Below are 13333 nucleotides of genomic sequence, written 5' to 3'. Positions count from 1 at the left end.
GGGAGAATATAGATGGAAACTCTAAATGGATTAAAGAGAACTCACTATTGTGGAGATCTTAGAGCAAACAACATAGATGAAGAAGTTGTACTTATGGGATGGGTGCAAAAGAAAAGAAACTTAGGTGGACTAGTATTCGTTGACTTAAGAGATAGAAGTGGATTATGCCAAATAATATTCGATACTGAAGTAAATGCAGAAGCTTTTGCTAAAGCAGAAAAATTAGGATCAGAATTTGTAATAGCTGTAAAAGGAAAGGTAGCTGAGAGATCTTCTAAAAACCCTAACATGCCAACAGGGGATATAGAAATATTCGCTACAGAATTAAGATTATTAAATTCATCAGAAACACCACCAATATACATAAAAGATAATGACAATGTTTCTGAAGAATTAAGATTAAAGTATAGATACTTAGACTTAAGAAAGCCTTCTATGCAAAAGACATTAATGTTAAGAAGTAGAGTAGCAAACATAGTTAGAAACTACTTATCTGAAAACAACTTCTTTGAAATAGAAACACCTTTCTTAATAAAACCTACTCCAGAAGGAGCTAGAGACTACTTAGTACCAAGTAGAGTTAATGAAGGTAAATTCTATGCTTTACCACAATCACCACAATTATTTAAGCAATTATTAATGGTAAGTGGTATGGATAGATACTTCCAAATAGTTAAGTGTTTCAGAGATGAAGACTTAAGAGCTGACAGACAACCAGAGTTTACTCAAATAGACTGTGAGATGTCATTTGTTGAGCAACAAGATGTTATGAACATAATGGAAAAAATGGTTCAAAGAGTATTCAAAGAAACTTTAAACGTTGAGGTTCAATTACCACTGCCAGTTATGACTTATGCTGAAGCTATGGAAAGATACGGATCAGATAAGCCTGATACTAGATTTGGATTTGAGTTAACTAACATATCTGATTTAGTTAAAGACTGTGGATTCGGAGTATTTGCTAATGCTACTGTAGATGGTATGAGTGTTAGAGGTATAAACGTTAAAGGTCAATCTGAAGCAATAAGCAAAAAGCAATTAAGTAAGATAGAAGATCATGCTAAGACTTACAAGGCTAAAGGTCTTGCTTGGATGAGAATAGGTGAAAACAGAGAAGTTACTTCTCCTATAGCTAAGTTCTTCAGTGAAGAAGAAATGACTGCTATATTAGATAGAATGAACGCTGAAGCTGGCGACTTATTATTATTCGTTGCTGATAAGAATACTGTAGTATTTGATGCCTTAGGACAAGTTAGACTTGAGGTTGCTAGAAGACTTGATATGTTAGATAACAGTGTTTATAACATGTTATGGGTAACTGAATTCCCTGTATTTGAAGAAGATGAAGAAACAGGAAGAAAGGTTGCTAAACATCACCCATTCACATCACCACTTGATGAAGACATAGACAAGCTTGAAGGAGATGACAAAGCATCTTTAAGAGCTAAGGCTTATGATATAGTAATAAACGGATATGAAGTTGGTGGAGGAAGTGTTAGAATATTTAACGCAGACGTACAACAAAAAATGTTCAAGGCTCTAGGATTCTCTGAAGAAGAAGCTAGGGAGAAATTTGGATTCTTATTAGATGCATTTAAATATGGAACACCACCACATGCAGGTATAGCATTTGGTCTTGATAGACTTGTAATGATACTTGCTGGAACTACGAACATCAAAGATGTTATAGCATTCCCTAAAAACCAAAGTGCTGTTTGTCCTATGACAAATGCACCAGCTGTAGCTGAAGAAGGTCAATTAGACGAGTTAAGTATAAAAGTAAACATAGCTGATAAAGAGTAGATAAAGAGGCTGTATCAAAGTATTTTGATACAGCCCTTTTTTATATTTTAATGAATTATATATTTGAAGTATATTAATAAAAATATAAAAAGTGAGTAGTATTTGGTATTTATGAAATACTAGTTGGTATAAATAAAATAGCGGAACAATTAGGATTATTTAATATATATCTAGTTTAGAAGAAATACGTTAAAATATTATTGTGGATAGGAGTGTTAAATATAAATGGAAAATTTAATAAAAAATCAAAAAACATTAATAATAAGCTCACTAAATAAAAATAAATTCCCAGAATCAAGCTATGCACCTTTTGTTATTGTTGAAAATTATATATATGTATACTTAAGTAAAGCAGCGAATCACTATTATAATTTAAGTGAAAATAAAGATTGCTCAGTAATGATTATAGAAGATGAAAAAGATGCAAAAACTATATTTGCAAGGGAAAGAGTAACTTTTGAAGGCGAAGCTTTTAAATTAGAAAATGTAGAAGAAAAAATATTTGATAAATTTAATGAAGTACATGACCCTTCTATGGTATCAGTATTAAGAACTATGGACTTTAATATGTTTAAGATAGTGCCTAAAAAGGGAAGATATGTAAAAGGTTTTGGGCAAGCCTTTGATGTAAGAATAGAAAATGGTAAATATGAGCTATCACATGTAAGTGATGTAGGACATAAATCTAAATAACATTAAAATAGCTATTGAAAACTAAGTTAGTTATCGATAGCTATTTTAGTATATAAAAACAATATAATGTATTAAACAATTAAATAATACCTTAAATAATTGATTAATATAAATAAATCTCTTGGATTTATTTATAAAGTATAGATTAAGAGCGATTTATTAAATTATTTTTAGCATATAGCTCTATAAGGGCTTCTTCACCTCTAGAAACAAGGTTTTTAGTCATTTGACCTCCAACTTGCTCACCTGCAAGTACATTTTTAGCAGCGCCTTCAAGAGTGCCTTGAGGAGCATTACTTTCGATTTTATCGCTTACAGGGTTATAATTATATCCAAGCTCATTTGCTATTTCCATCTTAAGCATATTTAATGCTGCTTTTGCATTTGGGTTTACTACTTGATTAGTCATATATAACATCCTTTTCTATTTAAGATTTTAGTATTATAATTTACCTAATGTAAAAAAATATAACAAATAGTCTTATTAAAATTAACATACATATATATGAAGGAGGTGTATTATGTATTTATTATTAAGTGGGATTTGTGTTTTATATTACATATATTTAAAGGTTGTGTATGGAGGACTAGCTTTTAGCGGTTCATTTTTAGTAATTGCAGCTGTTTTAGCAGTATTTCAGTTTACAAAAAATAATATTAAAGAAAATAAAAATATATATAAGGCTTTAAAAATAGTTATGATTATAGTGGGTATAATTTTTATTATTATTGAAAGTTTGATAGTTTTATATCCAAAACATAATTATAAGGAACAAAGTGAGTATATGATAATATTAGGAGCATCGGTCAAACAAAATACACCAAGTTTGACTCTAAGGGGTAGATTGGATACAGCTATTGAATATATAGATAGAACTAATGATGATTTATACATAGTAGTATCAGGAGGAAAGGGAAGCGGAGAAAATATATCAGAAGCTTTGGCTATGAAAAATTATTTAATAGAAGATGGTGTAAGTGAAGATAAAATAATAATGGAAGATAAATCTACAAATACATATGAAAACTTTAAATACTCTAGAGAAAAAATAGAAGAGCATAGTGGTAAAAGTATAGAAGATCTAAATATAAAAGTTGTGACTACTGATTTTCATGCTTATAGAAGTAGTATTCTTGCCAAAAGAAATGGATTTGAGGAGGTAACATTCTATACAAGCAATTCATTAACTCAATTTAAGCCAGTTTATTATTTGAGAGAATGTTTTGCCTTAACTAAGTCAATAATATTAGATAGATAGCAGATATTTTAAATATTTTAGATACATATATAGTTACTAAGTTAGATTACTATTATTACAAAATCTAAAATTATAAAAGTATATAGAGATAAATAATTATATATAATCTGAATATTTAGAAAAATATCTTGATAATATTATGATATATTGTTACAATGATATTATTAAATTATGAGAGGAGTGGATCAATATGATGAAAATGAATATAACAAAGAAAACTCAAACTTTATATTGTGCTACTCCAAAATACGGATTTTAAATGTAATTCAATATTTACTATGTAAATTATTTCCTTGGAGTAGTTAGCTGTAATCTATTCTAGGGCTATTTTTATGCCCAAAATTAAAAATGTGGAGGCATAACTTGATGAGAGAAGAAAAACAAGAACTAAAAGAATTAATAAAAAAAGCAAGAATAATTGAAAGTAAAGAATTAAGAAGAGAAGTAAAAGTAAGAAAAGGTGAAGAAGTAATAAAATATGAAAAAGATGATAAGGAATTAGAATATAAAAAAGAAAATGAAAAATTAATAGAAGATAAATATATTATAGAAAATAAAAATATAAATGTTGATATTCTCTATAGGTTAGGGCTAAGTAAAGAACAGGAAGAGTATTGGAAAGAAAATTACAGTAAATGCGATTTGGGAAGAATTAGTTCTCAGCATAGGGATTTGTATAAAATAATAACAATTAAAGGTGAATTATTAGGAAACATTAGCGGAAGTTTAAGACATAGTCTAGAAGAAAAAAATGAGTATCCAGCTGTTGGTGATTGGGTTGCGATAGAAAGTATTGATGTTGATAGGGTAATAATTAAAGGTATATTACCAAGAAAGACTACAATTGCAAGAAAAGTGGCAGGATTTAAGATGGAAGACCAAATTATTGCTACCAATATAGATAAAATATTTATAACAATGTCCTTAAATAATGATTTTAATTTGAGAAGAATTGAAAGATATATAAATATAGCTTGGGATAGTGGTGCAACTCCAATAATAATATTAACTAAAATTGATGTATGTAAGGATATAAAGGCTAGGTTAAAAGAGTTAGAAGAAGTTTCAATTGGAATTAATATTTTACTAGTTAGTTCACTAACTGGAGAGGGAATAGAAAATGTAAAAAATAATATAAGTAACAATGATAGTGTGGTATTCATTGGTTCATCAGGTGTTGGAAAATCAACATTGATTAATAAGTTAATGGGTATGGAAATACAGGATACTAGTGAAATAGGAAATAATGATAAAGGAAGACACACTACTACTTATAGAGAACTTATGATATTACCTGAAGGAGGAGTAATAATAGATACTCCAGGTATGAGAGAAATTCAATTAAGCCAAGGTGATATAGAGAGTACTTTTTCGGATATAGAAGAGATAGCAAAAGAATGTTATTTTTCAGATTGTAAACATAACACAGAGCCCAAGTGTGCAATAAAAGATGCTATAAAAAAAGGAATTATATCTATAGAAAGGCTTAAAAGCTATGAAAAACAAAAAAGAGAATTGTATTATGCAAATGAAAGAAGAAAGAGTAAAGAAAGAAGTAGGTTAAAGAAAATTTATGGGAAAAATAATTAGGAGGAAATGATAATTAAAGGTCTTAGATATGTTAATAAAGATAACTTTTAGAAGGTGTTTAATTATAAAAGGATGTATTATGGAATTTATTTATAAAAAGAATGTATTATGATATTTGATTATTAAAGATAGTTTATTAACGATAGTTTAAGAAATATACAAAATAGGTTATAATGGACATATAGAACTTAGTATGAGGTGCGATATGGAAGAAAAAAAGCTAGCAGAAACTAATAATAAAGATGCTCTTCAAAAAAGATTAAAGCGTATAGAAGGGCAAGTTAAAGGAATACAAAAGATGGTAGATGAAGATCGTTACTGTGTAGATATATTAGTTCAAATATCTGCTATAAGATCTGCCATAAATAAAGTAGGTACTATTATTTTAGAAAATCATGTAAAAGGTTGTGTATCAAATAGTATAAGAAATGATGATGAAGATGTAGAAAGTACTATCAATGAGATGATGGACATTATAAATAAATTTACTAAATAAGGGGGAGCTTTTGTGAATCAACAGGGATATATTATTGAGATAGTTGATGAAAAAACAGCAAAATTAAAAATGCAACGCCACTCGGCTTGTGCATCGTGTGGTAAGTGTGTGACTAGTTCTGAAAAGAAAGATATTATAGTGGAAGTAGATAACTCTATTGGGGCAAAAATTGGAGATCATGTAGAAGTAAATATGGAAACTGTAAATGTACTAAAGGCTACAGCAATAGCATATCTTGTACCTTTAGTGGCACTTCTTGTAGGAACAATAGGAACATATTATGCATTAGATGCTATGGGGATAGGTGCAAACATTGAAGCAATAAGTGGTGCAGTTGGTATATCATTAACATTAATAACATTCTTTATGTTAAAGAAAAATGATAAAAAGTTTAGAGACAGTAAGGAGTATATACCAATAGTAACAAAAGTAATAGGGAAAGAAATAATTTTATAAATGGTATAGATTAAAAATAGTCAGTTATACAATTGGTATATGCCTGTTAAATAAAGACATACAGATCAATAAGTATACCAATATAAAAGGTTATTATATTAAGAACATAATATATAAAAGAATAGAGTTATAAAGACATGAATTTACTATTAGATTCATGTCTTTTTTGTTGGAAAAACATATATTTAAGGGTTATATGATAAATAATACCCATGTAACCTATAAGAATTGTATAGAAATCTATAAAGTATATAGAAATATAGAAATCTACAAATAATAATAATAAATTTATAAAACTGAAAAATAATAGTAACAAAATACTTGAAATTGGTATATACCTATATTATAATTGGTATATACCAAAAAATAATAAAGGTATGGTGAATAAATGGAAAAAGTAAATAAGGATAGTAGCATACCTTTACACACTCAACTTAGCTCAATACTTAGGAAAATGATTGAAAGTGGAGAGTTAAAAGAAGGAGATTCAATAATACCAGAAAGAGAGCTTTGTTCTCAGCAAGATGTAAGTCGTATGACTGTTAATAAAGCCATAATGGGATTAGTATCAGAAGGACTTCTTTATAGAGTACAAGGAAAAGGAACTTTTGTAGCTAAGAATAAACAAAAATACCAATTTTCTAGTGTAAAAGGATTTACTGATGTTATGAAGGCAAAAGGTTTCAACATAAGAACAGATATACTTTCTTTCGAAATGGAGATACCTAGTGAGTTAATAAAAAGAAAATTGCATATTAATAATGATGAAACAAATGTTTATAAAGTAATAAGAATTAGATATATAGATGGTGAACCCTTTGGTATAGAGACTGTGTATCTTTCAGAAGATATGTGCAAAGGTTTTACCAAAAGAATGTTAGATAATAACTCTTTGTATAGAATGCTAAGAGAAAATTATAATTACACTATAGAAAAGGCAGAGCAAAGTTTTGAGCCAATAATGTTATCTGAAGATGATTGTAAAATCTTAGATGCAGAGGAAGGTACTTTAGCTCTTAAACTTCAGAGAAATTCATACGACACTGAAGGTCAACCTATAGAGTTTACTATATCCATATTTAGATGCGACAAGTATCAATATGAGTTAATACTAAAGCAATAGGAGGGGATAAATATGAAATGCATAATAAATGGAAAGATACTACTAGAAAATCAAATAATTGAAAATAAAATATTAGTATTTGATAAGAAAATAGTAGATATTACTGATACACTACCTACGGATTGTGAAGTAATAGATGCAGAAGGTAGATTTGTTTGTCCTGGCTTAATAGATATACACATACATGGTAACATGGGAAAAGATACTATGGATGGTACAGAAGAAGCTGTAACAACAATAGCTGAGTCTATTAAAAGACATGGAGTAACATCTTTCTTACCTACTACTATGACAATGGGAGAAGAAGAGATATACAAGGCTTTAGATGTAATAGAAAGCTTAATGAATAAAGAGTTAGATGGAGCAGAAGTTCTAGGAGCTCATTTAGAAGGACCTTTTATAAACGAAAGCTACAAAGGTGCTCAAAATGGAAAGTTCATAATAGAACCAAGCTATGATTTTATAGAAAAATATAAGGACGTAATAAAAGTAATAACTTACGCTCCAGAAAAAGATAAAAACTTAGAGTTTACTAAAAAAGTAAAAGCTAATACTGATATAGCTCTTTCAATAGGTCATAGTAAGGCTAAATTTGAAGAAGCAATAGATGCTATAAACATGGGAGCTCAAAATATAACTCATACTTTTAATGGTATGACAGGATTAAATCATAGAGATCCAGGTGTTGTAGGAGCAGCTTTAACAAGTAATGCATTTTGTGAGATAATAGCTGACGAAATACATATTACAAAAGGCTTATTCCAATTTATCTTAGACAACAAAGGCGAAGATAAAATAATTCTAGTTACAGATTCTATAGAAGCTGGAGGATTAGAAGATGGTGAATACTCACTTGGAGGACAAAAGGTTATAGTTAAGGATAACCAAGCAAGACTTGAAAGTGGCAACTTAGCAGGAAGTGTAATGCCAATGAACAAGATGGTATTTAACTTTATGAACAGCACAAACTTAGATATAAATAAAGCTATTAAACTTGCATCTTTAAATCCTGCAAAATCATTAAAAATTGATGATAAAAAGGGAAGTATAGAAATAGGAAAAGATGCTGACATAGCTATATTTGATGAAAGCTTAAACTGCTACATGACAATAAATAATGGAAATATAATTTATAAAAAGTAATTAAGTAATTAAATAAAATAAGCAATTACTTAAATAAAAAAAGAGTAAAAGAGTTTAATAGGAAGAATAGAAACTAATTGTTTTTAAAAATATTACAAAAAATAATGACGGGGGTCGTAAAAATGAGAATAATAATATGCAAAAACTACGAAGAAATGAGCCAAAAAGCTGCTCAAATGATAGCTGGACAAATAAACTTAAAGCCTAATTCAATATTAGGATTAGCTACTGGAAGTACTCCAGAAGGAATGTACAAAGAATTAAGAGATATGTATGATAGAAACTTAGTTGATTTCTCTCAAGTATCAAGCTTTAACTTAGATGAATACTATCAATTACCAAAAGAAAATGATCAAAGTTATGATTACTTCATGAGACAACACTTATTTGATCATGTAAATATAAAAAGAGAAAATGTAAACTTACCAAACGGAATGGCTACAAATGTAGAAGAAGAATGTGCTAACTACGATAAGAGAATAGCTCAAGCTGGAGGTATAGATATACAAGTATTAGGTATAGGACACAATGCTCATATAGGATTTAATGAGCCATCTTCAAACTTCGAAGCAGGAACTAACTTAGTAGACTTAAAGGAAAGTACAATAGAAGCAAACTCTAGATACTTTGCAAGTGCAGAAGAAGTACCTAAAAAAGCTTTAACAATGGGAATAGGATCAATAATGAAATCTAAGAAAATATTATTATTAGCTTCTGGGGAAGGTAAAGCAGATGCTATATACAAAACAGTTTGTGGAGAAGTTACACCAGAAGTACCAGGTTCAATATTACAATTCCACAGCGATGTAGTATTAATAATAGATGAAGCTGCAGCTAGCAAGCTAAAAAATGGAGAATGTAAAGCAGTTTAAGAATGTACAAAATCAGTAAAATAAAATAGATAACCAACCTATAAAGAAATAACACCTTAATTTAAGGTGTTATTTTTTTATATAGAAGATAAGCACTTATATATAAGTGGATCTGATATATGCATAATAAGAGACTATATAGTGTGATGATTTATAGATAAAAGAAGATTAGAGATTGGAAAAGTGAAATTAAATTGAAATTTTGTATTTTTGGAAAATGAAGTTATAAAAGATAAAAATTAAAATAAAAGACAAAATGAAAATTTATATCATAAAAATGAAATAAAGTTTCCTTATGTGTGGATTTTGAACTGATAAAACCTAATTTAAAGGTTGAAAATGAAATTAAATAAAAAAATAAAAAAAAATTTTGAAAATATATTGCAAGGAAATTGATTTCATGATAATATACAAATATAGCAAAAAGAAAACAAATTTCAAAAATGAAATGACAAAAGTAATAAATATAATATTTAAGAAATAATAAAGAAGAAAAGTAAAAGGCGGGGGAAATACATGCTAGATATAGTAAAAGGAAAACTAATAGTATCTTGCCAAGCACTTGAGGATGAACCGCTACACAGCTCTTTCATAATGGGCAGAATGGCAAAAGCTGCTAAAGAAGGTGGGGCTACAGCTATTAGAGCTCAAGGGGTAGATGATATTATTGAAATTAAAAAGGTTACAAACTTACCAGTAATAGGAATAATCAAAAGAAATTATGATGATTCAGATATATATATTACACCAACTAAAAAAGAAGTAGATGAACTTTTAACTACTGGTTGTGAAATGATAGCACTAGATGCTACAAAGAGAACAAGACCAAATGGTGAGAGCTTAGAAGAAATAATAAAGTATATAAAAGAAAATAATGTACTAGTTATGGCAGATATATCGAACTATGAAGAGGCTGTAGTCGCTTGTGAATATGGCGCAGATTGTATCTCAACAACATTAGCAGGATATACTCCGTATACTGAATGTTATGATGGTCCAGATTTTGAATTAACTGAAAGGCTAGTAAAAAATCTTGAAATACCAGTAATAGCAGAAGGAAAGATTAATACACCTCAGGATTTAGAAGATGTGTTAAAATTAGGTGTACACTCAGCAGTAGTTGGGTCAGCGATAACAAGACCACAACTTATAACAGAAAAATTTGCAAAAGTAGCAAATATGTAAATCATTCGCTTAAATAAAAATATTTTTTTTACTATCGGGCAAGCGTTAGCAATGATAAAGATTGATAACATAAATTGCTTAAAACAAGCGAATTTTAATAAATATTTAATCAAAAAATTACTTATGTAGGGGGACGCGAAAATGAAAGGAATTTACTCAGCATTATTAGTATCATTTGATAAGGAAGGTAACATAAACGAAAAAGGATTAAGACAAATAGTAAGACATAATATAGATGTAAATAAAGTAGATGGATTATACGTTGGTGGAAGTACAGGAGAAAACTTCATGCTATCAACTGACGAAAAGAAAAGAATTTTTGAAATAGCTAAAGATGAAGCTAAAGATGAAATAAAGTTAATAGCTCAAGTTGGATCAGTTAATTTAAAAGAAGCTTGCGAGTTAGCTAAGTTTGCAACAGATTTAGGATACGATGCATTAAGTGCAGTAACACCATTCTACTACAAGTTTGATTTCGCTGAAATAAAGCATTACTATGAAACAATAATAAATGCAGCAGATAACAAGATGATAATATACTCTATACCATTCTTAACAGGTGTAAATATGAGTTTAGATCAATTTGCTGAGTTATTCGAAAATGAAAAGATAATAGGTGTTAAGTTTACAGCTGCAGACTTCTACTTATTAGAAAGAATGAGAAAGAGATTCCCAGATAAGTTAATATACGCAGGATTTGATGAAATGATGTTACCAGCTACTGTTTTAGGAGTAGATGGAGCTATAGGTTCAACATTCAACGTAAACGGTGTAAGAGCTAAGCAAATATTTGAATTAGCAAAAGCAAATAAAATAGAAGAAGCTAGAGAAGTACAACATATAACAAATGATTTAATAACTGATATATTAAACAACGGATTATATCAATCAATCAAGTTAATACTTGAAGAGCAAGGTGTAGAAGCAGGATACTGCAGAAAACCAATGAAAGAAGCTACAGAAGAAATGAGAGTTAAAGCTAAAGAAATGAATGAAAAATACTTTAAGTAAGTAGAAACAGTATTAGCATAGTTTATACTAAGAACTAATAATACTTATGCAATCTCTTAAAAATAGAGATTGCATAAGTGAATTTTAAGGAAATAATATTTGGGGTTTTAAATTAAAAAAATTAGCATCTTAGAGAAATGTTTTGACAAACGTTTTTTTAGGCATTTTAGGAGGAGCATAAATGGGATTTACGATGATTGACTTTGCAGTCTTAGTAGTTTATTTATTAGCAGTATTAGTTGCAGGATTAATGTTCTCTAAAAAAGAAATGAAAGGTAAAGAGTTCTTCAAAGGTGATGGAACTATACCATGGTGGGTTACTTCAGTTTCAATATTTGCTACACTTTTAAGTCCGATATCATTCTTATCATTAGCTGGTAACTCATATGGTGGAACTTGGGTTTTATGGTTTGCACAACTTGGTATGTTTATAGCAATACCTTTAACAATAAGATTCTTCTTACCTTTATATAGTAGATTAAAATTAGATACAGCATATGAATATTTACAAATAAGATATGATAGTAAGGGCCTTAGAATACTTGGAGCTTTAATGTTTATCGTATATCAAATAGGACGTATGTCTATAATAATGTACTTACCGTCAGTAGTATTAGCAAATTTAACAGGAATATCAGTAAATGTATTAATAGTAGTAATGGGTGTAATAGCAATAATTTACTCTTATACAGGTGGTTTAAAATCAGTATTATGGACAGATTTTATACAAGGGGTAGTATTAATAGTAGGAGTTACTGGAACATTATTCTTCTTATTAACTAAGATAAATGGTGGATTTGGAGAAGTAATGAGTAGCCTTACAGAAGGTGGAAAGTTCTTAGCTTCAAATGAGGTAATATTTGATTCAAATATATTAAAGTCAAGCGTATTTATAATAGTAGTTGGGGCTGGACTTAATACATTCTCATCTTATGTATCAAGTCAAGATATAGTACAAAGATTTACTACTACAACAGACATGAAACAATTAAAGAAGATGACTTACGGAAACGGAGTTTTATCAATAGGATTAGCAACAGTATTCTACTTAATAGGAACTTGTTTATTCGTATTCTACGGACAAAATCCAGAGCTTGCTCAAACTGTACAACAAGACCAAATATTTGCTTCATATATAGCATATGAATTACCAGTAGGTATATCAGGATTATTACTAGCAGCAATATATGCAGCATCTCAATCAACTTTATCAACTGGACTTAACTCAGTTGCAACAAGCTGGACATTAGATATACAAAACTTTATAACTAAGGATTTAAGTTTTGAAAAGCAAACAAAAATAGCTCAATATATATCATTAGGTGTTGGTATAGTTGCTATAGGAGTTTCTATAGTATTAGCTAACGGAGAAATAAAATCAGCTTACGAATGGTTTAACAGCTTCATGGGATTAGTTTTAGGAGTTCTTGCAGGTATATTCGTACTTGGAGCATTCAGTAAGAGAGCTACTAAGTTAGGAGCTTACTGTGGATTCTTTGTATCAGCTGCACTAGTTGTATTCTTAAAATATAAAATGCCACAAGTTACATCTTGGGCTTACTCACTAATAACAATAGTTACTTCAGTAACAGTTGGACAAATAGTAAGTACAATAGAGTTAAAAGTAGCTGGTAAGAAAAATAACATAAATCCAGAATCAACAGTTCACTTTGAAACAACTAACGTATAGGGGGAGTTTTAG

13 protein-coding genes are annotated in these 13333 nt (G+C 29.2%); 12 read left to right on the top strand and 1 reads right to left on the bottom strand.

Going from position 1 to position 13333, the window contains the following annotated elements; all coding sequences use genetic code 11:
• Positions 1–12: 12 nt before the first annotated feature.
• Positions 13–1803, top strand: coding sequence for an aspartate--tRNA ligase (gene aspS, locus ACI48P_RS17225; protein ID WP_475218021.1), 1791 nt, complete (start codon positions 13–15; stop codon positions 1801–1803).
• Between the two features lie 225 nt (positions 1804–2028).
• Positions 2029–2496: a HugZ family pyridoxamine 5'-phosphate oxidase gene (locus tag ACI48P_RS17220; protein ID WP_475218019.1), complete on the top strand. Its 468-nt coding sequence runs from the start codon at positions 2029–2031 to the stop codon at positions 2494–2496.
• Between the two features lie 145 nt (positions 2497–2641).
• On the opposite strand, the gene ACI48P_RS17215 is transcribed toward ACI48P_RS17220, so the two are convergent.
• Positions 2642–2905: a small, acid-soluble spore protein, alpha/beta type gene (locus ACI48P_RS17215; RefSeq protein WP_475218017.1), complete on the bottom strand. Its 264-nt coding sequence runs from the start codon at positions 2903–2905 to the stop codon at positions 2642–2644.
• A 112-nt stretch (positions 2906–3017) separates the two neighbouring features.
• On the opposite strand from ACI48P_RS17215, the gene ACI48P_RS17210 reads away from it, so the two are divergent.
• The 10 genes from ACI48P_RS17210 to ACI48P_RS17165 all read left to right on the top strand — a co-directional run bounded on the left by ACI48P_RS17210 (position 3018) and on the right by ACI48P_RS17165 (position 13321).
• The gene (locus ACI48P_RS17210; protein WP_475218015.1) at positions 3018–3755 is read left to right on the top strand and encodes a YdcF family protein; all 738 of its coding nucleotides are present in this window, start codon (positions 3018–3020) and stop codon (positions 3753–3755) included.
• Positions 3756–4121: 366 nt separating this feature from the next.
• Positions 4122–5345 (top strand): ribosome small subunit-dependent GTPase A, encoded by a 1224-nt coding sequence (rsgA, locus tag ACI48P_RS17205; protein WP_475218013.1) that lies wholly within the window; start codon positions 4122–4124, stop codon positions 5343–5345.
• Between the two features lie 205 nt (positions 5346–5550).
• A complete protein-coding gene (locus ACI48P_RS17200) occupies positions 5551–5841 on the top strand; it encodes a metal-sensitive transcriptional regulator (RefSeq protein WP_475218011.1) in 291 nt (96 codons plus the stop codon).
• Positions 5842–5853: 12 nt separating this feature from the next.
• Complete coding sequence (locus ACI48P_RS17195; protein WP_475218009.1) at positions 5854–6297, top strand: SoxR reducing system RseC family protein; 444 nt, start codon at positions 5854–5856, stop codon at positions 6295–6297.
• Positions 6298–6685: 388 nt separating this feature from the next.
• Entirely contained in the window at positions 6686–7420 is a 735-nt protein-coding gene (locus tag ACI48P_RS17190; RefSeq protein WP_475218007.1) for a GntR family transcriptional regulator, read from the top strand.
• Between the two features lie 12 nt (positions 7421–7432).
• On the top strand, positions 7433–8563 hold the full coding sequence (gene nagA / locus ACI48P_RS17185; protein ID WP_475218005.1) for an N-acetylglucosamine-6-phosphate deacetylase: 1131 nt from the start codon (positions 7433–7435) through the stop codon (positions 8561–8563).
• Positions 8564–8685: 122 nt separating this feature from the next.
• The gene (gene nagB, locus ACI48P_RS17180; RefSeq protein ID WP_475218003.1) at positions 8686–9435 is read left to right on the top strand and encodes a glucosamine-6-phosphate deaminase; all 750 of its coding nucleotides are present in this window, start codon (positions 8686–8688) and stop codon (positions 9433–9435) included.
• A gap of 516 nt (positions 9436–9951) precedes the next feature.
• Positions 9952–10620, top strand: a complete 669-nt coding sequence (locus ACI48P_RS17175; protein WP_475218002.1) for an N-acetylmannosamine-6-phosphate 2-epimerase — start codon at positions 9952–9954, stop codon at positions 10618–10620.
• A 141-nt stretch (positions 10621–10761) separates the two neighbouring features.
• Complete coding sequence (locus tag ACI48P_RS17170; RefSeq protein ID WP_475218001.1) at positions 10762–11631, top strand: N-acetylneuraminate lyase; 870 nt, start codon at positions 10762–10764, stop codon at positions 11629–11631.
• A gap of 181 nt (positions 11632–11812) precedes the next feature.
• Positions 11813–13321 carry a sodium:solute symporter family protein gene (locus ACI48P_RS17165; protein WP_475217999.1) on the top strand — a complete coding sequence of 503 codons (1509 nt, stop codon included), beginning with the start codon at positions 11813–11815 and terminating at the stop codon, positions 13319–13321.
• The last annotated feature ends 12 nt before the right edge of the window (positions 13322–13333 follow it).

This window comes from Romboutsia sp. LXY-2, assembly GCF_056171995.1.
The sequence above is the reverse complement of the archived record's forward strand: the minus strand, read 5'-3'. Positions and strand labels throughout refer to the sequence as shown.

Coding starts and splice junctions, on each gene's coding strand:
- aspS (WP_475218021.1), top strand. CDS start 13: ATGGAAACTCTAAATGGATTAAAGAGAACTCACTATTGTGGAGATCTT.
- ACI48P_RS17220 (WP_475218019.1), top strand. CDS start 2,029: ATGGAAAATTTAATAAAAAATCAAAAAACATTAATAATAAGCTCACTA.
- ACI48P_RS17215 (WP_475218017.1), bottom strand. CDS start 2,905: ATGACTAATCAAGTAGTAAACCCAAATGCAAAAGCAGCATTAAATATG.
- ACI48P_RS17210 (WP_475218015.1), top strand. CDS start 3,018: ATGTATTTATTATTAAGTGGGATTTGTGTTTTATATTACATATATTTA.
- rsgA (WP_475218013.1), top strand. CDS start 4,122: ATGAGAGAAGAAAAACAAGAACTAAAAGAATTAATAAAAAAAGCAAGA.
- ACI48P_RS17200 (WP_475218011.1), top strand. CDS start 5,551: ATGGAAGAAAAAAAGCTAGCAGAAACTAATAATAAAGATGCTCTTCAA.
- ACI48P_RS17190 (WP_475218007.1), top strand. CDS start 6,686: ATGGAAAAAGTAAATAAGGATAGTAGCATACCTTTACACACTCAACTT.
- nagA (WP_475218005.1), top strand. CDS start 7,433: ATGAAATGCATAATAAATGGAAAGATACTACTAGAAAATCAAATAATT.
- nagB (WP_475218003.1), top strand. CDS start 8,686: ATGAGAATAATAATATGCAAAAACTACGAAGAAATGAGCCAAAAAGCT.
- ACI48P_RS17175 (WP_475218002.1), top strand. CDS start 9,952: ATGCTAGATATAGTAAAAGGAAAACTAATAGTATCTTGCCAAGCACTT.
- ACI48P_RS17170 (WP_475218001.1), top strand. CDS start 10,762: ATGAAAGGAATTTACTCAGCATTATTAGTATCATTTGATAAGGAAGGT.
- ACI48P_RS17165 (WP_475217999.1), top strand. CDS start 11,813: ATGGGATTTACGATGATTGACTTTGCAGTCTTAGTAGTTTATTTATTA.